Here is a 20,301-nt window from a genome sequence, read left to right on the forward strand (position 1 = left end):
TTTAATCCCTCCCTAAGTAGTTTTATTTTCTTATTATCTCTTACCCCGTTTTCTTATCGTGGCATGACTTTAATACGTCCATTGGCGGCATCGGTGATGGGCTCTGGTTTTCCCAATAAGTATCCCTGCGCATAATCGATCCCCAGCGAATGCAACATGTCTAACGTCGATGGATTCTCGACGTATTCGGCGACCGTATCGATATGCAGGGCTTTGCCGACGGCATGAATCGCTTCTACCATCGCGCGGTCGATGGGATCATGGTGAATGTTACGAATGAAGTTGCCATCGATTTTGAGATAGTCGACGGAAAGCTGCTTCAAGTAGCTAAACGATGATAGCCCGGTGCCGAAGTCATCGAGGGCAAAACGGCAGCCCAACGATTTCAGTGACTGAATTAATTCGCTTACTTTCGAGAGCTGCGCAATCGCAGCGCTTTCGGTGATCTCAAAACACAGCGTGCCTTCAGGAAGATTGGCCCGGCGCACTTGCTGAATCAGCTCTTGGCAAAAATCGCTGTCCGATAGAGAGTCTCCCGATACGTTGATTCCCCAGTGGCCCACGCTTTGGCCATCTGCGCAGCGATGACGATCGCCGAGCCAGGCAAGCGTATTGCGAACCACCCAGCGATCGATACGCGGCATGAAATGGTAGCGCTCTGCCGCCGGCAGGAAACTGCCGGGAGCAATGAGAGTACCGCTTTCCTCCAGGCGTAGCAGAATCTCTCGATAACCTGGGCCTTGGCCGCATACCGCGCTGATGGGTTGTGCGAATAGCCGAAACGTGTCGTTATCCAGGGCATTTTGCAGACGTTGAACCCACTGCAGTTCGCCATGGCGCTCTAATAGTGCATGGTCGTCGGGTTGATAGCAGTGAAGGCGGTTTCGGCCCGCCTCTTTGGCGGTATAGCAGGCGGCGTCTGCTGCGTGCAGCGTGTCCGACAAGCGCATGGGATTTTCCGAGGTGATCGTGACCAAGCCGATGCTCACGCCAATACCGAAGGTATGTCCTTGCCATGCAAAGCGAAAGTGCTCGATATCTCGGCGAACCGCCTCACCAATGATCTTGGCTTTGTCCAGTGGGCAGTGGGGCAACACCAGGGCAAATTCATCCCCGCCCAATCGAGCCACGGTATCACTGTGGCGCACGTGGGCTTTCAGCTTCATGGAGACCTGACGAAGTAGTTCATCGCCTGCCAAATGGCCGCAGGTGTCGTTGACGATCTTGAATTGGTCCAGGTCCAAGTAGCAGAGCACATGATGGTACTCCTCTTCCTGGGCGAGCAATTTGGTCAGCAGTGCCTCAAAGGCTCGCCGGTTCATTAGCCCCGTGAGGTTGTCGTGGGTTGCTTGATAATTGAGCTGCTCCGAGAGTTGCCGTGTCACACTGACGTCTTGAAACACCACTACTGCGCCCAGCGTGATGCCGCCTCGAGAACGAATGGGCGCGGCGCTATGCTGTATGGGAAAACGTTTGCCGTTGCGGTGCAGCAGCTGGCAGTGTTCACTGAAGTGCACGGCCCGATGCTGGGTGAGTACCTGCCGCGCCGGATTGCTGATGGGCTCGTCGCTTAGCTCATCACGAAGTGAGTAGATTGTCTGAATCGGTTTGTTGGTGGCGTCAGCAAGCGTCCACCCCGTGAGCCGCTCTGCCTCGGCATTAAGAAACGTCACACTGCCGCTGGCATCGCACGTGATGACACCATCGCCTATAGACGCTAGCGTGGTGCGTGCCAAATCTCGCTCCCGGTTCAACTGTTCTTGAAGCTGTTTACGCTCGGTGATGTCCCGGACCATGCCCGAGCACTCAGAAACAGAGCCCGCAGCGCCTTCACTTACTTGGATCTCTAAATAGCGGACTTGCTGGTCATGCAGACGCAGTTTGATTTCATGCTTTGCGCCAGGCGTGAGCAGCTTATTGGGCAGTAGCGTGTTGACAGGACGCCCGACCCACTGCTTCGCCTCCACGCCGAACAGTGCTTCTGCGCCTGGGTTCAGTCCCGTCAGCGTGCCGTCGGCTTGCCAGGTAACGACGCCATCACGAAGGTTACGCAGCATGACCTGGGTATGTCCGACTGCACGTTCCAGCGCTGCCGAGACGCGATTATAACTAGCGGCGATTTCACCTACCTCGGTAAACGGGTCTGCCTCGATGCGCTGGTGCATGTCCCCCTGCCGTTCATGTTGACGCATGTGCTCGAGCAGCTGATGCAGCTCGTTTTTGGCGCCATGCTCTGCAAGGTTGAGCCCCATTTTTTCCGCGTCTTTCGAGACACGCAAAGGCAGGAAGCGGCGAGTGATGCTAAACAGCAGCCATGCAATCCCAAAACTCCACACACCGCAGGCCGCCACACCCAATAGCTGAATACCGAACTGATCGGCGCGACCGAGGGGGTGATCGAGGAGAGAGAGGTCAGCCAGCCATGGTAGGGCAAGCGTGCCCCAGATGCCGCTGACCAAATGCGCAGGAATCGCGCCCACCGCGTCATCGATCTGCTTCTTCAACAGCCATTCGTTGGCCAGCACCATGAGCACACCGCTCACGCCGCCCATGAGAAATGCCGTGGCCAATGAGAGCGCATGGGCACCTGCCGTGACTGCCACCAAGCCAGCAATGGCGCCATTGATGGCGTACATCACATCGGCATAGCGCCGAACCCGCCAGCCCACTAGCATGGCCGATAAAATGCCCCCCACGGCGCCCAGCACGGTATTGGCAATAATTCCAGGCACCGAGCCATCCAGAGCGAGCGTGCTTCCACCATTGAAGCCAAACCAGCCAAGTACCATGAACAGCGCCCCAAGCATTGCCAGTGGCAAATTACCTGCTGGAAATGCAGTGGGTGGCTTATCGACTTGAAAACGTCCCCGGCGGGGGCCGATGACCAGTACCGCCGCGAGTGCCACCCAGCCGCCAACGCTGTGAACCACGGTCGCACCGGCAAAATCGATGAATCCAAGCGACGCCAGCCAGCCCGGCGCGCCTCCTAACAAGCCGCCCCAGGCCCAGTGGCCAAAAACGGGGTAAATCAAGAGCGCAATCCAAAACGCGGTCCATAAATAGCCGAGGAACGGCATTCGTTCAGCGACGGCGCCGGCCACGATGGTCGCGGCGGTGGCACAAAACATCGCTTGGAAGATGAAAACGGTCATTAGCCAGGTGTCGGTCGATTCGAGCTGCCAACCAAACAGCGAGCTGCCCAACCATCCCGCTTGAGAGGCGCCAAACATCATGCCAAAGCCGGCTAGCCAGAAAACGCTGACGGCAATGGCAAAATCCGCTAGGTTTTTCATAGCGACGTTGATGGCGTTTTTCGTTCGTGTGGTGCCTGCCTCCAGGCAGAGAAACCCGGCTTGCATCACGAATACCAACGCGGCCGCCCAAAGCACCCAAAGCGTGTCGATCAGAGTGGTGTCAAAGCTATCGATCATGGGTGTGTTCCTTGTGTTGATTGGGTGCAATGCAGGCACTTAATTGGTGCAGGGAATCGCGAGATGCTGCCTGTAAATGCAGCGTTCGGCCTGCTGCGCAGCGAAACGTTGGATCTAACAAAACGGGCCTAATGATCATTAAGCAAATGTTATGCCGTGGCTAGCAAAGTCATCCTTTATTACGCTTTATGCGAGATAAAAAACTAAAAAAATGAGTTAAAACAGTGTTTGTGACTATGCAAAAGCGCTTTGATTGGTGATATTTTTCAATACGTTATCCGTGCTGCTGGCGGCATGAGGCGAATTGATTTTTAGAGCGATAGGAGTGCATCAAAATGGCGCGTCAAACGGTGGTGTTGGGGGCAGGTATGGTGGGTGTCAGTGTTGCTTGGCAGCTACAAAAACGTGGCTATCAAGTAACGCTGGTGGACCGCCGTCAGCCTGGACGAGAAACCTCGTTTGGCAACGCCGGTATCATTCAGCGTGAAGCGGTGAGGCCTTACCCCTTTCCTCGTGATATGAAGACTATCTTGAGCGTACTGCCAAACCGCCGTGTCGATATCCGTTATCGTCCCGCTGGAATGGTCAATGCGGCGTCACCCCTATTGAGCTATTGGCACCACTCCTCATCACGGCTGTATAAAAAAATTGTGCCTGAGTACGCCTCGTTGATTCAGCTCTGTTTAGAGGCGCATGGACCCATGATCGAAGCATCGGGGGCAGAGCATTTGGTGCGCAAAGAGGGTTGGCTGGAGATCTATCGTACCCCAGAGAAGCTTGCCAAACGCATCAAGGAGGCCGAGGAAGCGCGCGAGCTTTATGGCGTCGAATTCAGCGTGCTCGATCGCGCTGCGTTGATTGAAAAGGAGCCACAACTGGGCGATAAGATCATTGGTGCTATTCATTGGCTTGACCCATGGACGGTCGCCGATCCGGGTGGATTGGTGGCCGCCTATGCGGCCTCCTTTGAGGCCATGGGCGGAAACTTAGTGCAGGCGGATATTACGGGCGTCACTCAAATCGATGAGCGCTGGCGCGTGACGACCCAGGAATCGACGTTCGAAGCCGATGAAGTGGTCATGGCGCTCGGGCCTTGGGCGGGGCAATGGATGAAGCCGCTGGGTTATCACTTCCCGACGTTTGTGAAGCGCGGCTATCACATGCACTACGCGACCCAGCCAGGGGCGACATTGAATTATTGGCTGATGGATGCCGAGATTGGCTATTTGCTGGCACCCATGAATGCAGGCGTACGGCTGACCACCGGGGCTGAATTGGATCGCTTAGAATCGCCGGCCGATGAAGAGCAGCTGGGTGCCGCTGAAAACGTCGCGCGGACGATTTTTCCATTAGGTGAGCGCAAGGACAGCGCCGCCTGGAAAGGCGCACGCCCGTGTTTGCCAGACATGAAGCCGGTGATTGGCCCAGCGCCGCGTCATCCCGGCCTCTGGCTCGCGTTCGGCCACGGTCACCAGGGCTTTACACTAGGCCCTGCGACCGGTCAGCTGCTTGCCGACATGATGGAACAGAAGCCAACCGCCATCGACATGACGCCGTTCCGTGCAGATCGATTTTAAACGGCTTGTCTCATTTCGTAACACAATGACAAGCGACAAACGTGGCCCCAGGGGTGTGGGTTTGCTACGCTAAGAGAGTCATTCAATAGACTGAGGTGCAGTATGGATGTAGCTGCAAGCAATGCAGTCAGTACGGCGCTGTATATGAATCAGGCGCAAACCGCTGAGCAAGCGCAGATGCAAATGTTCCGCGAAGCGTTGGACGTTCAAGCCGAGCAAATCACCGAAGTATTGGCATCTGCTGACACCGGCGCTCAGCCAAGCCTGGCACAAGAGGGCAGCGTCGGCACGCAGGTCAACACCTACGCCTGAGGCTCGTTCTTGGCTTGTATTGAGTCGCCCTCAAACGCCGACACTGTCGGCGTTTTTTTATGCACGGTATAAGCCAATGGATGATTGCGTAGCACTGGCCTGACAACGCAGCGGCATGCACGCGGTGGTATGCCGTCGCAGCCGAGTTGCGTTACCATAGGCATACGACGCCGAGGGTTTGGCGCTACGTTTTAAGTCACCACGTTGTACCATCTTAGAGAACTCCATGTCTGACGCCCAAATAGCGCGCGAAGCCGAGCTGCGCCGTACTTTTGCGATTATTTCGCACCCTGACGCCGGTAAGACCACGATCACGGAAAAGATGCTGTTGTTCGGAAATGCCATCCAGTTGGCGGGGTCGGTGAAAAGCAAACGTAATGATCGCCATGCTACGTCTGACTGGATGAAGATGGAGCAGGAGCGGGGCATCTCGGTCACAACCTCCGTCATGCAGTTCCCCTACGGCGGTCGGATCGTCAACCTGCTGGATACGCCAGGTCACGAGGACTTCTCCGAGGATACGTATCGCACCCTGACGGCTGTGGATTCTGCGCTGATGGTCATCGATGGCGCAAAAGGCGTCGAAGATCGCACCATCAAGCTAATGGAAGTGTGTCGTTTACGTACCACGCCCATTCTGACGTTCATCAACAAGATGGATCGCGACATCCGCGATCCGATCGAAGTCATGGATGAAGTCGAGACGGTGCTCAATATCCAGTGCGCACCGATGACGTGGCCAATCGGGATGGGGCGCCACTTCAAAGGGGTGTATCACCTCTACAACGACGTGATCCATCTATATACCCAAGGTCAAGGCAGCCGGATACCGGATGACAAGCGCATCGAGGGGCTGGATAACCCGGAAGTGGATGCCATCCTGGGTGAAGAGCAGGCGGAAGAGCTTCGTATGGAGGTCGACCTGGTGCGCGGCGCGTCTCATGAATTCGACCTAGAGGCCTATCGCCGTGGCGAGCTGACGCCAGTCTATTTTGGGACTGCGATGGGTAACTTCGGCGTGCGTGAAATGCTGGATGGCTTCGTCGAGCATGCGCCCGCCCCGCAGCCTCGTGAGACCGATACCCGTGAAGTCACTGCGAAGGATGAGCGCTTTACCGGTTTCGTTTTCAAGATCCAGGCGAACATGGATCCGAATCACCGGGACCGAATTGCTTTTCTACGTGTCTGTTCGGGCAAGTACGAAAAGAACATGAAAATGCGCCACGTACGCATCGGCAAAGACGTTAAGATTGCTGATGCTCTGACGTTCATGGCCTCGGACCGCTCTCAAGTGGAAGAGGCTTGGCCGGGTGATATCATCGGCCTGCATAACCATGGCACGATTCAGATTGGCGATACGTTTACCGTGGGTGAAGATATGCGCTTTACCGGCATTCCTCACTTTGCCCCTGAACTCTTCAAACGAGTGCGCTTGAAAGATCCGCTCAAAATGAAAGCGCTGCAAAAAGGCCTGCAGCAGCTTTCGGAGGAGGGTGCCACGCAGGTCTTCATGCCGATGGATAACAACGACCTGATTTTGGGGGCCGTAGGTACACTGCAGTTTGACGTAGTCGCTCACCGTTTGAAGGAAGAGTATAAAGTCGACTGCCTCTATGAAGGCGTCAACGTGCAGACTGCCCGCTGGGTGTACTGCGACGATGCAAAAATGCTCGAAGAGTTCAAGCGGAAGGCAAGTGCCAACCTGGCTATCGATGGTGGTGGCTACTTGACCTACATCGCGCCGACGCGGGTCAACCTACAAATGACCCAAGAACGTTGGCCAGACATTCGCTTCCAGCCAACGCGCGAGCATTAATACCCGCAAGGGGGATTAGATGCTGATAGACGCCCATTGCCATCTAGACGCTGTGGCATTCGAAACGGATCGTGACGCCGTCATCGATGCAGCCAAGGCGGTGGGCGTCTCCCGTTTCATCGTGCCAGCGACGGTACGTAAGCGTTGGCCGCATGTGCTGGCGCTTGGCGAGCGCGACGATGTTCGTATCTGTCTAGGGCTTCACCCCTATTTCATTGAGCAGCATCACTTGGATGACTTGACGGCTCTCGAAACGCTGGTCAATCAGCGGCTCTATGACGCGCCTCAGACCCGTCCAGTGGCGATTGGTGAATGCGGTATCGATGGTCGTTTCACGGACAGTCTTGACGCTCAGTGGCACTATTTCGATGCCCAGCTCTCCATCGCCAAGCGCTGTCGTTTGCCCGTTGTGGTTCACTGCGTCAAAGCCAACGACAAAGTCAGCCAGCGGTTACGCCAGCAAGCGTTGCCTCGGGCGGGACTCGTTCATGCCTTTGCTGGCTCTTACGCACAGGCCGCCAAGTTTTTGGATGCGGGGTATATATTGGGACTAGGCGGGGCGGTGACCTATGAGCGCGCTCAGAAGTTGCGTCGTGTAGTAGCAGCCTTGCCTGATGATGGGTTCGTACTGGAAACCGACAGCCCCGATATGCCGCTATGTGGCTATCAAGGACAGCGCAACGAACCTTCACGCGTGGCGCAAGTGGCCAAGGTAGTGGCCGAGCTGAGAGGACAGTGCTTATCGACCGTGGCGGCATCGAGCCGTGACAACGCCGCCCGGGTATTTGGGCTAAACGATCACTCCTGAGCAAGCTGAGCGGCTAACTGCTCTGGGTCCAAGCGCTCGATAGGATAAGGAAGCGTCTGCAGGGTAAGAGGTGTTTCCTGCCAATATACGGTCAGTGCTTCTTCCATCACCTTGGTGTTCATCACGGCCAGAAGCTCGATGTGCTGATCGTCGCTGGATGCGCTGCTGACGACTTCGCCTAACGATTTACCGCTCTCGTCCACCAGTGAGGCACCGAGCTCAGGCAACGAGGCGGTGTTGGCGCGGGCATGGACGAGGCGCTTCTTGACTTGCCCGCGGAAATGGGCGCGAGCTACGACCTCTTGGCCGGTGTAGCACCCTTTTTTGAAACTAATTCCGCCCAGGGCTTCCCAATTCAGCATTTGGGGCAGGAACTGATCCTGCTGGGCGGCCGTGAGCCAAGCTAGTCCGCTACGAATATCTGCCAGCTTCCAGGCGTTGAGCAATGCCTCGCTGTCTATCACCACGTCTTGAGGCTCGTCTTCGAACATGAATAGCCAACGGGGAGACCCAGGGAGGCGTAAGGCCGTGCCTGACGCGCTAGTGGCGTGGGTGTATGGCTGCTCGGGCAGCGTCACGTTCAGATGATGGGCCAGGTCGTCGGATGGCTCGTTGGCGCCTGCGAAAACGACGTGTTCAGCGACTGTTAATTCTGCTTTGTAGAAAGCGGCGAATTTTTTCAGATGTTGAACCAGATCGTTGGCCAGCGAGGCATCAAGAACCAGTCGAAAATGATCCGTCGCGAGCCGATATAGCTGTCCATTGGCCAACATGCGGCCTTTGGGAGTACAAAAACAGGTGAGTGGCGCAAACGTACCGTTCGCCAATCCCACTTGCGCACTGGTTTGACCTTGCAAGAATGTCTCCGCATCGGCCCCTTTAATATCCAGCGCAGCATACTGATTCAAACGTACGGCGCTGGAGGGCGGCGTCTTCTCCATGGTCATGGTCGCTCCTGAGCATTGTGGGTAAGCATCGTAGATAAGAGTCGTCGATGAGAGTGGTCAGTAAAACAGCTCATTCATTCGTTCAGTAAAAGTGCGGGCAGACTCGCTGGATTGCAAGGGCTTGACAGCATGCTAGACTCTTCATTTTGTATCAGGTTTGCATAGGTAATGGTCGTTGTCGGTTGCCGCGACGCTATGTAGGCAAACCCTTTTCTTCGTAAGGATGGTCCATGGCAGTTCAATCATTGAGTTTTCAGGGTGTTACCACCGCCGAACAAGTCAACAAAATCACTACCGCCCTAATGATGCTGGATGGCGTCGATAGTGCTGAAGTAGGTCGCTACGGCGCGGAAGTGGAGGGGCGCGCGAAACGTGACGTCCTGATCAAGGCCATTGAAAAACTTAACCTGCGCATCAAGGTATCGTAAATGCATCCGCCTATCGTGGTGATCAGTGAACGAAATAGCGCCTTTCGTCAGCGCGTCGAGGTCAACGGCATGGATGACCTCTTCGCGGATGTACCCACGGTGGTAGGAGGAGACGAAAGCGCTCCAGACCCCCATGACTATTTTGATATTGCGCTGGGAACCTGCAAGGCGATCACGGTCCAAATGTACGCCAAGCGCAAGCAGTGGCCGTTGGAAGGAATCACCGTCAAAGTGCAGCGCGATGACAGCGGCGAACGCCAAGGCCTCTACAAGCTGGACGTGACGTTAGAGCTTCATGGCATCAGCGATCCAGAGCAGCGCGCTAAGCTGGAAGAGATCAGCCATCGCTGCCCGATCCAACGCCTGATGACTCAGACTACGATCGAGATAGCCACCCATACCGTGTAGGCCCACCTGCCAATAGGAGCAACGATGAGCAAGGAATTTCGTCTGCAGTCAAAATTTCAGCCTGCGGGCGACCAGCCTGCAGCCATTCGCGGGTTGATCAGCGGTTTGGAATCAGGTCTTGCCCATCAAACGCTGCTTGGGGTCACTGGTTCGGGTAAAACCTTCACCATGGCCAACGTGGTACAGCAACTGCAACGGCCTACCATCGTCATGGCGCCCAACAAAACCTTGGCGGCGCAGCTGTATGGTGAATTCAAATCGTTCTTTCCGGATAACGCGGTCGAGTACTTCGTTTCCTATTACGACTACTACCAGCCTGAGGCCTACGTTCCCTCGTCGGATACGTTCATCGAGAAAGATGCCTCGATCAATGACCATATCGAGCAGATGCGTCTTTCCGCCACCAAAGCGCTCTTGGAACGCCGTGATGCGCTGATCGTCGTCTCTGTGTCGGCGATCTATGGTTTGGGTGACCCTGACCAATACCTCAAGATGCGTCTTCACTTCACACGTGGAGAAATGATCGACCAGCGCGCGTTTCTGCGCCGGTTGGCCGAGCTTCAGTATACCCGTAATGATATGGACTTCCGTCGCGGGACTTATCGCGTGCGGGGCGACGTCATTGATATTTTTCCTGCGGATTCGGATGAAGAGGCGGTGCGCGTCGAGCTGTTCGACGACGAAATCGACTCCATTCGCTTGTTCGACCCGCTGACCGGCGACGTACGTGGGCAAGTACCGCGCATGACGATTTATCCGAAGTCTCACTACGTGACCCCCCGTGACACCATTTTAGAAGCCATCGACGCCATCAAAGCAGAGCTCAAAGAGCGCTTGGAGTGGTTGCGTAAGCACGAGCGGTTGGTAGAGGCTCAGCGGCTCGAGCAGCGGACGCTTTACGATATCGAAATGATGCTCGAGTTGGGGTACTGCAACGGTATCGAAAACTACTCGCGCTATCTCTCTGGCCGTGCTCCTGGCGAGCCGCCGCCCACGTTTTTCGACTACCTGCCGGATGATGCGCTGCTGTTCATTGACGAGTCACACGTGAGCGTGCCCCAAGTAGGTGGGATGTACAAAGGCGACCGTTCGCGCAAAGAGACGCTAGTAGAGTATGGGTTTCGTTTGCCGTCCGCATTGGATAACCGCCCGATGAAATTCGAGGAGTGGGAAGCGATCTCACCTCAAACGATTTTCGTGTCTGCGACGCCAGGACCTTACGAGGCCGAGCACGCTGGCCAAATCGTCGAGCAGGTGGTGCGGCCAACGGGGCTCTTGGATCCGCAGATCGAAGTACGACCGGCCAGTTCGCAGGTAGACGATCTATTGTCAGAGATTGGGTTGCGCACGGCGGTGGGTGAACGGGTGCTGGTGACGACCCTGACCAAGCGGATGGCAGAAGATCTGACCGACTACCTCGATGAGCATGATATCCGAGTGCGCTACCTGCACTCCGATATTGATACGGTCGAGCGCGTCGAGATCATCCGAGACCTGCGGCTGGGTAAGTTCGATGTGCTGGTGGGAATCAATCTGTTGCGGGAAGGATTGGATATTCCCGAGGTGTCGCTGGTTGCCATTTTGGATGCAGACAAAGAAGGGTTCCTGCGCGCCGAACGCTCGCTGATCCAAACCATTGGTCGTGCCGCGCGTAATGCCAACGGTAAGGCGATTCTATACGGTGATCGAATCACCGATTCCATGCGCAAAGCGATCGACGAGACCGAGCGCCGTCGTGCCAAGCAGATGGCGCATAATGAAAAGCATGGTATTACGCCCACGACGGTCACACGCTCCGTGGCGGACATTCTCGAAGCGGCCCAAACGCCGGGTAAGAAAGGCAATCGCCGTAAGGGAAGTGAGCGAAAAGTGGCCGAGCCAGAGGGCGGATACGATGTGGCGTCCATGGGCCAGCAGGATCTTTTGGCTGCTATCAGCAAACTCGAAGATGCCATGTTCGAAGCGGCGCAAAACCTGGAATTTGAAGAAGCCGCACGGTTACGTGACCAGCTTCATCAAATGAAAGAAAAACAGCTGGCGCTAGGATAACCGATGCCTGAAGGTCCTGAGATCCGCCGAGCGGCGGATCGCATTGAAAAGCAGATTGGTGGAAAAATTCTCGAGGATGTCTGGTTTGCCTTTTCCGAGCTTGCTAGCCAAGCCAGCTCGCTGATCGGTGTCAACGTCTCGGCGGTGGATACGTGGGGCAAGGCCATGCTGATTCGTTTTGCGGATCATCGGGTGCTTTATTCCCATAACCAGCTTTACGGCGTGTGGAAGCTGCACGCCGCCGACAAGCCTCCTAACACGTCGCGCTCCTTACGGGTTCGTTTGGTAGCAGATGGGCGTGCCGCCAGCCTGTACAGCGCGTCTGATGTGTCGCTGTGGGAAGACGAGAGGTTGGCGCATCATCCGTTTTTATCCCGTTTAGGACCTGACTTGCTGAGCCAGCAGGTCAGTGCTGCCGACGTACAGCAACGTCTTTTATTACCGGCGTTTAGGCGCAGGAGTCTGGGGGCACTGCTGCTCGACCAAGGGCTGGTTGCCGGCCTAGGTAACTATTTGCGTTCTGAAATTCTGTTCTTTTCCCAGTTGCATCCCAAGCAACGTCCGAGTGACCTCACGAGTGAGCAGCTATCGGTGTTGTCCTCCCATATCATCGATATTACCCGTACGGCTTACCGGACAGCAGGCGTCACCAATCAGGACGCGTGGATCAAACAAGCCATTGCCTCTGGTGAGCCTCGCCGCCAATGGCGGTTCAGCGTGTTCGAGCGCGCTGGATTATCGTGCCATCGCTGTGGCAGTGTGATCGAGCGCATGACGGTAGGGTCCCGCCGACTCTATTGGTGCCCTCGGTGTCAGCAGTCTCCTTCGTCATAAATTTTATACCGTTATCTTGCTTGTTTTACGCCGTGTTCCGACCAAAGAGTTAAACGAACCAAGCGGGTAGGCCACTGGATTGGCTGCCGCCTTGGGCCTCGATACGGTATACTTCCCGCACACTTAGACGGCCGTTAAGGCTGCAGCCTAGACGTTAACCGAGGAGCTGTTAATCCATGACCGTGATTCGCCAGGACGACGTGATTCAAAGCGTTGCCGATGCTCTGCAGTACATCTCTTACTACCATCCCAAAGATTTCATTGACGCCATGGCTGCGGCCTACGAGCGGGAAGAGAACCCGGCAGCCAAAGACGCCATTGCGCAGATTTTGATCAATTCGCGCATGTGCGCTATGGGGCACCGCCCGATTTGCCAAGACACCGGCATCGTGACGGTCTTCGTGCATGTGGGTATGAACGTCACGTGGGACGCCGAAATGAGCCTCGACGACATGGTCAACGAAGGCGTGCGTCGTGCGTATCAGTTGCCGGATAACGTATTGCGGGCCTCGGTTCTGGCCGATCCTGACGGCAAACGTCAGAACACCAAAGACAACACACCCGCCATCATCCACCATAAAATCGTGCCGGGCGATAAAGTCGATATCCATGTGGCAGCGAAGGGAGGCGGTAGCGAAGCAAAATCGAAGTTCGCCATGCTCAACCCCTCCGATAGCGTGGTCGATTGGGTGATGGAACAGCTCCCCAAAATGGGCGCGGGCTGGTGCCCACCGGGCATGCTGGGGATTGGTATTGGCGGTACCGCTGAAAAGGCAATGGAGATTGCCAAAGAAGCACTGCTCGATCCCATCGATATTCAGGAACTGCAAGCCCGTGGTCCCAGTAACCGTGCCGAAGAGCTGCGTCTCGAGCTGTTCGACAAGGTCAACAAAAGCGGCATTGGCGCACAGGGGCTGGGCGGCTTGACCACCGTGCTGGATATCAAAGTCAAAGATTATCCGACGCATGCAGCGAACAAACCCGTTGCGATCATTCCTAACTGTGCTGCTACCCGCCACGCGCATTTTACGCTGGATGGGTCGGGCCCTGTGGCCCTGCCAGCGCCGAAGCTGGAAGATTGGCCAGAAATCACCCGGGAAACAGGTGATAACGTCAAACGCGTCAACTTGGATACCGTCACGCCGGAAGAGGTGAAAACCTGGCAGCCAGGCGATACCCTGTTGCTAAACGGCAAACTGCTGACCGGACGCGATGCTGCCCACAAACGCATGGTGGATATGATCGCCAAAGGGGAGCCGTTGCCGGTCGACATGAAAGGGCGATTCATTTATTACGTGGGGCCGGTCGATCCGGTTGGCAACGAAGTGGTAGGTCCGGCGGGGCCCACGACAGCGACCCGCATGGACAAGTTCACCCGTACGATGTTGGAAGAGACGGGGCTATTGGGTATGGTCGGTAAAGCTGAGCGTGGCCAAGCCGCTATTGAAGCGATTCGTGATAATCAAGCCGTGTATCTCATGGCGGTAGGTGGCTCGGCTTACCTGGTTGCTCAGGCCATCAAGAAGTCGCGGGTCGTAGGGTTCGAGGATCTCGGGATGGAAGCCATCTACGAATTCGAAGTGGAAGACATGCCCGTCACCGTTGCAGTCGATAGCCAAGGCACGTCGGTTCACCAAACCGGCCCGGCCAAGTGGAAAGAAATCATTGCCGAAAAAGCGTGATACGCTGGTGAAATAGGCGTGGTATGACGACAGGAGCCCCGTTCTAGCGGGGCTCCTGTGTATGAGACATAAGAAGTCACTCCGAAGGGTGGGCGAGGAATAGCGAATGACCTCTTGGTTGTTAGGGACAGGGATTATGTTGATTCACGTGCTGGGATTGATCTCGGCCGTGATGGCATTGATGTCGAGTCGAACGTCGCAAGGAGCGGTAGCCTGGATCATTTCCCTGCTGACCTTTCCTTATGCGGCAGTGCCTGCGTACTGGCTCTTCGGTCGGCCGCGTTTTTATGGCTACGTCACCGCTAGAGGCGCTAGAGACTCAGTGCTGCGTCGGGTGCTCGTCCGCTATCGCCATAACGTGAAACCTCACGTGGCCTATTCGGAGAACACCGATATTCAAGCCGTCGAGCAGTTAGCCATGATGCCGCTGACGAAAGGCAATAGCTCCGAGCTGCTGGTCGATGGCCAGGCGACTTTCGACAGTTTGTTCGCCGGTATCGAGCAAGCGCAGGATTATCTGCTCATTCAGTTTTTCATCGTACGTGACGACGAGCTAGGTAGGCAGCTTCATCGATATTTGATCGCGGCCGTCGAGCGTGGCGTGCGCGTCTACTTTCTTTATGACGAAATTGGTAGTCGCAAACTCAATGACGGCTATTTGAACGAGCTGAGTGAGCGTGGTGTCGAAGTAACCCCGTTCCGCTCGTCACGCGGACTCAAACACCGCTTCCAGCTCAATTTCCGGAATCATCGCAAAATTGCGGTGGTGGACGGTAAGCAGGGGTGGGTTGGCGGCCTTAACGTCGGTAATGAGTACCTTGGCAAAAGTGCCAAGCATGGTCCTTGGCGAGATACCCATCTATACGTTCAAGGCCCCTGCGTCTTAGGGCTGCAAGAAGCCTTTTGGGAGGATTGGCACTGGGCTACGGGGGACGTAATCACGCTGAACTGGCATGCTGAAAGCCATCCACAGCAAAATCAGCAGGTGGTCATTGTTCCCTCCGGACCTGCCGATAAGCAGGACACTGCAGGTTTGCTCGTCCAGCAATTGATCCATAGTGCTAACCAGCGCTTTTGGGTCACCAGCCCTTATTTCGTACCTGATCAGGGAGTGCAGGACTCTCTGCGGTTAGCCGCCATGCGCGGTGTCGATGTACGCGTCATGATTCCTGAGCGGCCTGATCATTTGCTGGTGTTTCTCTCGGCGTTCTCTTTTTTGCCGGACATGCTCAAAGCAGGCGTTAAAATATACCGTTATCAACCTGGTTTTTTACACCAAAAAGTCATGCTCATTGATAACTCGTCTGCCACGGTGGGCACAGTGAACCTGGATAACCGATCGTTTCGACTGAACTTTGAAATCACGGCCTTCATTCCCAGCGCAGACTTTGCCCGCGACGTAGCCACCATGCTGGAAAACGATTTTGCGCAATGTCGGCGAGTGACCCTCGATGAAGTCAGCCAGCGCCCTATGTGGAAAAAGGTCGTGTCCCGTGCTGCTTATTTAATGGCACCCGTACAGTAAACGTCTCTCCCAGCCAAATAACCTAACCCCAGGCGTTCAAACAATAGGAGTCATGGGTGAATCTAGAAACAAAATGGCTTGAAGACTTCGTTGCGCTTGCTAACACACGAAGTTTTTCTGCCTCTGCTCGCCAGCGCCATGTCACCCAGCCCGCTTTCAGTCGGCGTATTCGGGCCTTGGAGCAGGCCGTTGGCGTCACCCTGGTCGACCGATCCACTACCCCTATTGGGTTGACCTCAGAAGGGCAGCTTTTTTTAGTGACTGCCCGCAACTTAGTCGAGCAACTGAACGAGTCACTCAGCCACTTGCGCGGTTTGTCGATTGCCAATGAAGCGCTGGATATCGTCGCGGCGCACTCGCTCGCGCTGAGTTTCTATCCCCCGTGGATCTCTAGACTGCAAAAAGGTCTGGGGGAGTTGCCGACGCGCTTGGTCGCCATGAACGTCGGCGAGGCCATTCATGTACTCCGCGAGGGTAACTGCGACCTGATGCTGGCGTACTACGATCCCTTCGCCACCATGCAGTTGGATGCAGAAGTGTTTCCTTCGTTTTCCATCGGCAAAGTCAAAATGTTGCCGGTCTCGCTACCCGACGAGCATGGCCAACCACAGTTCTCTCTACAGCGTGATAGCTCGATACCTTATCTCGCCTACACCCAAGGCGCCTTCCTAGGCCGCAGTGTAAGGATGCTGCTAAAAAACGATCCGCTCCGTATGAAGCTGAGAACCGTCTATGAAACGGCGATGGCCGAAGGTTTGAAAGGCATGGTGCTGCAGGGCGTGGGCGTTGCGTGGATTCCGGACTTCTGCATTCGCGAGGAGCTAAAGACGGGCAGACTCGTGCGGGCAGGCGATGAGAGTTGGGACATTCCACTGGAAATTCGCCTCTATCGCTGTTCGCTGGTTCATAAACCAGGGGTAGAGAGGCTGTGGAGGCAGATGATGAAACTGCCGCGAGACTTTTTGCAAGCCTGAGCGCAGCCCTAAAGAGAGCCGAAATCGGCCGGTAGTCCGAGAAAGTTTTGAATAATGAAGAAGTGATCTTCGAACAAACTTTCTGGTTCTAGGTCGGCCAGCGCAACCCAGCGCGCATGGTCGCCGCCCTTGACGGGTTTCAGGCGAGGCAACTGTTGATCGGGCCGCAGGGCAAAATAGAACGCTTCGGCCAGTGTACGGCCTCGCCAGCTTCGGTGCGGTTCATCGAACAAGCGCTGGCCCTTCAGGGAGCCTTTCAATACCGGCTCTGGAACTTTCAGACGCAGTCGTTCCCGCAGCTCTCTTAGGCAAGCGTCTAGCAGGCGCTCATGGGGATTGATGAACCCACCTGGGAGAGCAAACAACCCCTTGCCGGGCGCTGCTGTGCGCTTGACCAGTAGTACATGACCCGACTGGACGACCACGGCGTTCACCGTGACAAAGATGGGCGGGTAGGGGGCTTGTGCCCAGGCTTGTCGATACTGATCTAAGAGCTGCTGCTCTTCTAAAAGCCGATGGTAGGCAGTGCCTTTACAAAAATCGCCAACGCTCTTTACGACGCCGGGGGGCAGGTCGTGGTAGGCACCGGTGCTCAAGTAGTCATCGGTAGCGCCAGGGGAGCGAAACAATCGCTCTCGGATTTGGCTGGCTGAAATCCCCTCGACCAAGGGCACGCTGACCGATTCCCACTGGGGGAAAAGCGATAAATAGTAGCTAGATTGTCCACGGCTTGCGCCAATCAGCCCAATACGCGGTAGCCGTGCATTGGTCGGGGCGGCTAAGTCGCGTACTTTTCGCTGTACGTCTCTCACCCAGACATCGTCGTTATACAGCGCATCCAACAGGGGCGTAATTTCAAGCCGCTGATTGTCTGCATCGTCAAACCCTGATCGAATCATCGCCTGACGCTCATCGAAATGCCAGGGGTTGCGCAATGAGCGTGCTTGCCAGGAGGAGCCGACCATGACGATGACTTGTCGCGCTTGTTTGAGAGCCTCACGAATAATGGCCAAATGTCCCAGGTGGGGTGGCTGAAAACGACCAATGAACACCAAGCAATCGAAGTCGTACGACGTCATAGCTCGAGCGGCATCTGAGTTCATTGAGTGTCCTTGAAAGCTGAAGCAAGTGGGCGAAGCGTCGCCATTATGGTGGGCGTCATACATCCCTGCAATGCTATCGTGCCTGCGCTCAACGCTTTGATTGGGTATGCTTATTCATGAGTCATCATATAAGCGTTGCAAAAGGACGCTGTGCACTGCGTGAAAGGGAAACATCATGATGAAAAAAACGCTCACGTTTTGGTGGAACGTGGTTCAAGATGCAACGTCACTATGGCTCGAACGCAATGCGTTCAGCTACGCCGGTTCGCTGGCCTTCTACACGCTGTTTTCATTGGCGCCGACCGTCATCATTGCGGTCACCGTCATTGGTGTCGTGTTGGGAGAAGAGGCCGCCCAGGGGCAGATCGTTGCGCAGCTGCAGGGTACCTTGGGAGCGGATGCGGCGCTTGCCATCGAAGAGGCGGTCGCACAGTCGCGTATCGAAGAGTCGGGGGTGTTACCTACGCTGCTTGGCTTTATCGCATTGCTTGTCGGGGCCACGACCGTGTTTGCTCAAATGCAGTTTTCACTCAATACGATTTGGGGAGTAACCGCTAAACCTAACAGCAATAGCGCACTCATTTTCGTTAAAAATCGCCTGCTCTCTTTGACCGTGGTTCTTTCGATTGGCTTTATTCTGCTCGTGTCATTAGTGCTTGGTGTCATGTTGAGAGGGATGCTGCATGCCGCCAACGATCTACTCCCTTTTGCGAGTCTGCTGACGACAACGGCCGAGTCGCTGATCTCTTTAGCCATGGTGGCTCTGCTATTTGCCACGATCTTCAAAGTACTGCCGGATGTCGTGCTACGCTGGCAGGATGTCTTGATTGGCGCCGTAGTCACGGCGGTGCTGTTTACGATTGGGCGGAGCGTGATCGCGATCTATCTGGCCTATACCGCAACGGCTTCGACGTATGGGGCTGCGGGGTCCGTGGTCATGATTCTGCTCTGGGTTTACTACAGTTCTCTCATCCTGCTGTTTGGTGCAGCGTTCACGCGCTCGTTATTACTACGACGAGGTCGCCCGTTGGTGCCACGCAATAGCGCTGTGCTGGTCAAGCGAGAGCTGCTTTGAAGATAGAGGAGTCAGCCATGTCACAATGCTGCGTACGCGCTTTCGTCACTGGGAAAGTGCAGGGTGTGTGGTATCGGCGCGCCACGCAGGAGCAAGCGCTGTTGAGGGGGATTACCGGATACGCTAAGAACTTGCCCGATGGCAGAGTCGAAGTGCTCATGTGCGGACAGTCAGCGATGGTATCTGAGCTTGCTCAATGGCTATGGCAAGGTCCTGAAGGGGCGCAGGCTACGCACGTTACGCTTGAAACGCTGGCTGACCATCACGCCCCTGACCATTTTTCGACGTACTAGGCACACGCCGGGTGTGCCTAGACATCGAATCAATGGTTTTCCGTTTGCCATGCACGAATGTTGTCAGCGGTTAAAGCGACGATATTTTGACGTGCTTCGGGGGTTATCCATGCGTTGTGCGGCGTCACGATGAGATTGAGGGGTTCTGCGTTCGCCAGGGCATCCAGTAGCGGGTGTCCATCGCTTGGTGGCTCGGCAGGCAGTACATCGACTGCGAGCCCGCCAATGTCTCCGTTGCGCAGAGCTTCCAACGCCGCCACTTCGTCGATGATCCCGCCACGGGCACAGTTGACGATCAAGAGCGACGATTTGGCCTTTGCGAGACGCGCTTTGTCGAGAAGGTGTTTCGTTGCTTCGTTCAGCGGACAGTGAAGGCTGATGACGTCGGCGGTAGGTAGCAGTTCGTCCAAGGATGGGCGCTGATCGTTCTGCTCGTTGCCTGGGCGGGCGGCAAACGTGACCTGCATGCCAAAGGCTTCGGCTAGACGCGCCACTTCAGACCCCAGCTCCCCTTGGCCCACCATCACCAGTTGCTTGCCGGACAGCTGCAACGTGGGATGATCCTGCAAGCAGAAAAAGTCGCTGTTCTGCCATTTTCCATCGGCAATGTCCGCTTGGTAGCGGGGTAGGCGGTTGGCCAGTGACAGCATGAGCATGAGCGTATGTTGCGAGACGCTGGCCGTGCCGTAAGCCGAGACGTTCTTGACGACGATGCCATGCGCTTTGGCGGCCTCCAAATCGATGTTGTTCAACCCAGTGGCCAGCACACAGATGAGTCGCAACGAGGGTAGCTGGGCGAGCGTTTCGGCGTCGAGCTTTACCTTATTGACGATGGCGATATCGGCCTTGGCCAAACGTTCACGGGCCTGCGCCGTGGTGCTTTGTTGATGGATCTCTAAGTGCGTGACGGCATTGCGAATCGCCGTCAAATCGATATCGGGGCCAAGGCTTTGGGCATCCAGTATGACCGCTTGGGACATATTATTCTCTCCATTAACTGCCGAAAGCCGCTTGGCCTTGCTCGGCAGGGGGCACAAAA

At 55.7% G+C, this 20,301-nt stretch carries 17 protein-coding genes; 13 read left to right on the forward strand and 4 right to left on the reverse strand.

Annotated elements, in window-relative coordinates:
• Positions 1-53: 53 nt before the first annotated feature.
• Positions 54-3,431 (reverse strand): ammonium transporter, encoded by a 3,378-nt coding sequence (gene amt / locus QIT27_RS06890; RefSeq protein WP_285263295.1) that lies wholly within the window; start codon positions 3,429-3,431, stop codon positions 54-56.
• A 335-nt stretch (positions 3,432-3,766) separates the two neighbouring features.
• On the opposite strand from amt, the gene QIT27_RS06895 reads away from it, so the two are divergent.
• The 4 genes from QIT27_RS06895 (at position 3,767) to QIT27_RS06910 (ending at position 7,944) form a co-directional block, all read left to right on the forward strand.
• A complete protein-coding gene (locus tag QIT27_RS06895; protein ID WP_285263296.1) occupies positions 3,767-5,008 on the forward strand; it encodes an NAD(P)/FAD-dependent oxidoreductase in 1,242 nt (413 codons plus the stop codon).
• A 102-nt stretch (positions 5,009-5,110) separates the two neighbouring features.
• Positions 5,111-5,320: a putative motility protein gene (locus tag QIT27_RS06900; protein ID WP_159342234.1), complete on the forward strand. Its 210-nt coding sequence runs from the start codon at positions 5,111-5,113 to the stop codon at positions 5,318-5,320.
• A 226-nt stretch (positions 5,321-5,546) separates the two neighbouring features.
• The gene (locus QIT27_RS06905; RefSeq protein WP_159342233.1) at positions 5,547-7,136 is read left to right on the forward strand and encodes a peptide chain release factor 3; all 1,590 of its coding nucleotides are present in this window, start codon (positions 5,547-5,549) and stop codon (positions 7,134-7,136) included.
• A gap of 19 nt (positions 7,137-7,155) precedes the next feature.
• Positions 7,156-7,944, forward strand: a complete 789-nt coding sequence (locus tag QIT27_RS06910) for a TatD family hydrolase (RefSeq protein WP_285263297.1) — start codon at positions 7,156-7,158, stop codon at positions 7,942-7,944.
• Here QIT27_RS06910 and ygfZ read toward each other — a convergent pair.
• On the reverse strand, positions 7,935-8,891 hold the full coding sequence (ygfZ, locus tag QIT27_RS06915; RefSeq protein WP_285263298.1) for a CAF17-like 4Fe-4S cluster assembly/insertion protein YgfZ: 957 nt from the start codon (positions 8,889-8,891) through the stop codon (positions 7,935-7,937). The genes QIT27_RS06910 and ygfZ overlap by 10 nt on opposite strands.
• A 230-nt stretch (positions 8,892-9,121) precedes the next feature.
• Here ygfZ and QIT27_RS06920 point away from each other — a divergent pair, with 230 nt between their 5' ends.
• The 7 genes from QIT27_RS06920 (at position 9,122) to QIT27_RS06950 (ending at position 16,791) form a co-directional block, all read left to right on the forward strand.
• On the forward strand, positions 9,122-9,319 hold the full coding sequence (locus QIT27_RS06920; protein WP_159342230.1) for a hypothetical protein: 198 nt from the start codon (positions 9,122-9,124) through the stop codon (positions 9,317-9,319).
• Entirely contained in the window at positions 9,320-9,727 is a 408-nt protein-coding gene (locus tag QIT27_RS06925) for an OsmC family protein (RefSeq protein WP_285263299.1), read from the forward strand.
• Positions 9,728-9,751: 24 nt separating this feature from the next.
• The gene (gene uvrB / locus QIT27_RS06930) at positions 9,752-11,776 is read left to right on the forward strand and encodes an excinuclease ABC subunit UvrB (protein ID WP_159342228.1); all 2,025 of its coding nucleotides are present in this window, start codon (positions 9,752-9,754) and stop codon (positions 11,774-11,776) included.
• A gap of 3 nt (positions 11,777-11,779) precedes the next feature.
• Positions 11,780-12,610 (forward strand): endonuclease VIII, encoded by an 831-nt coding sequence (gene nei / locus QIT27_RS06935; RefSeq protein WP_285263300.1) that lies wholly within the window; start codon positions 11,780-11,782, stop codon positions 12,608-12,610.
• A gap of 176 nt (positions 12,611-12,786) precedes the next feature.
• A complete protein-coding gene (locus tag QIT27_RS06940) occupies positions 12,787-14,292 on the forward strand; it encodes a fumarate hydratase (protein ID WP_285263301.1) in 1,506 nt (501 codons plus the stop codon).
• Between the two features lie 106 nt (positions 14,293-14,398).
• Positions 14,399-15,817 (forward strand): cardiolipin synthase, encoded by a 1,419-nt coding sequence (gene cls / locus QIT27_RS06945; protein WP_253016344.1) that lies wholly within the window; start codon positions 14,399-14,401, stop codon positions 15,815-15,817.
• A gap of 56 nt (positions 15,818-15,873) precedes the next feature.
• Positions 15,874-16,791, forward strand: coding sequence for a LysR substrate-binding domain-containing protein (locus tag QIT27_RS06950; protein WP_159342224.1), 918 nt, complete (start codon positions 15,874-15,876; stop codon positions 16,789-16,791).
• Positions 16,792-16,799: 8 nt separating this feature from the next.
• On the opposite strand, the gene QIT27_RS06955 is transcribed toward QIT27_RS06950, so the two are convergent.
• Complete coding sequence (locus QIT27_RS06955; protein WP_159342223.1) at positions 16,800-17,894, reverse strand: bifunctional nicotinamide-nucleotide adenylyltransferase/Nudix hydroxylase; 1,095 nt, start codon at positions 17,892-17,894, stop codon at positions 16,800-16,802.
• Positions 17,895-18,069: 175 nt separating this feature from the next.
• Between QIT27_RS06955 and QIT27_RS06960 the strand changes: the two genes are divergently transcribed.
• A complete protein-coding gene (locus QIT27_RS06960) occupies positions 18,070-18,969 on the forward strand; it encodes a YihY/virulence factor BrkB family protein (protein WP_159342222.1) in 900 nt (299 codons plus the stop codon).
• 17 nt (positions 18,970-18,986) lie between these two features.
• Positions 18,987-19,262 carry an acylphosphatase gene (locus QIT27_RS06965; RefSeq protein WP_159342221.1) on the forward strand — a complete coding sequence of 92 codons (276 nt, stop codon included), beginning with the start codon at positions 18,987-18,989 and terminating at the stop codon, positions 19,260-19,262.
• A 29-nt stretch (positions 19,263-19,291) separates the two neighbouring features.
• On the opposite strand, the gene QIT27_RS06970 is transcribed toward QIT27_RS06965, so the two are convergent.
• A complete protein-coding gene (locus QIT27_RS06970; RefSeq protein WP_285263302.1) occupies positions 19,292-20,242 on the reverse strand; it encodes a D-2-hydroxyacid dehydrogenase in 951 nt (316 codons plus the stop codon).
• Between the last annotated feature and the right edge of the window lie 59 nt (positions 20,243-20,301).

The organism is Halomonas sp. LC1, assembly GCF_030247125.1.
In the GTDB taxonomy this organism is placed as follows: domain Bacteria; phylum Pseudomonadota; class Gammaproteobacteria; order Pseudomonadales; family Halomonadaceae; genus Vreelandella.

Excerpts from the sequence above, each read along its gene's own strand:
- amt (WP_285263295.1), bottom strand. The coding sequence starts at position 3,431 with ATGATCGATAGCTTTGACACCACTCTGATCGACACGCTTTGGGTGCTT.
- QIT27_RS06895 (WP_285263296.1), top strand. The coding sequence starts at position 3,767 with ATGGCGCGTCAAACGGTGGTGTTGGGGGCAGGTATGGTGGGTGTCAGT.
- QIT27_RS06900 (WP_159342234.1), top strand. The coding sequence starts at position 5,111 with ATGGATGTAGCTGCAAGCAATGCAGTCAGTACGGCGCTGTATATGAAT.
- QIT27_RS06905 (WP_159342233.1), top strand. The coding sequence starts at position 5,547 with ATGTCTGACGCCCAAATAGCGCGCGAAGCCGAGCTGCGCCGTACTTTT.
- QIT27_RS06910 (WP_285263297.1), top strand. The coding sequence starts at position 7,156 with ATGCTGATAGACGCCCATTGCCATCTAGACGCTGTGGCATTCGAAACG.
- ygfZ (WP_285263298.1), bottom strand. The coding sequence starts at position 8,891 with ATGACCATGGAGAAGACGCCGCCCTCCAGCGCCGTACGTTTGAATCAG.
- QIT27_RS06920 (WP_159342230.1), top strand. The coding sequence starts at position 9,122 with ATGGCAGTTCAATCATTGAGTTTTCAGGGTGTTACCACCGCCGAACAA.
- QIT27_RS06925 (WP_285263299.1), top strand. The coding sequence starts at position 9,320 with ATGCATCCGCCTATCGTGGTGATCAGTGAACGAAATAGCGCCTTTCGT.
- uvrB (WP_159342228.1), top strand. The coding sequence starts at position 9,752 with ATGAGCAAGGAATTTCGTCTGCAGTCAAAATTTCAGCCTGCGGGCGAC.
- nei (WP_285263300.1), top strand. The coding sequence starts at position 11,780 with ATGCCTGAAGGTCCTGAGATCCGCCGAGCGGCGGATCGCATTGAAAAG.
- QIT27_RS06940 (WP_285263301.1), top strand. The coding sequence starts at position 12,787 with ATGACCGTGATTCGCCAGGACGACGTGATTCAAAGCGTTGCCGATGCT.
- cls (WP_253016344.1), top strand. The coding sequence starts at position 14,399 with ATGACCTCTTGGTTGTTAGGGACAGGGATTATGTTGATTCACGTGCTG.
- QIT27_RS06955 (WP_159342223.1), bottom strand. The coding sequence starts at position 17,894 with ATGAACTCAGATGCCGCTCGAGCTATGACGTCGTACGACTTCGATTGC.
- QIT27_RS06960 (WP_159342222.1), top strand. The coding sequence starts at position 18,070 with ATGATGAAAAAAACGCTCACGTTTTGGTGGAACGTGGTTCAAGATGCA.
- QIT27_RS06965 (WP_159342221.1), top strand. The coding sequence starts at position 18,987 with ATGTCACAATGCTGCGTACGCGCTTTCGTCACTGGGAAAGTGCAGGGT.
- QIT27_RS06970 (WP_285263302.1), bottom strand. The coding sequence starts at position 20,242 with ATGTCCCAAGCGGTCATACTGGATGCCCAAAGCCTTGGCCCCGATATC.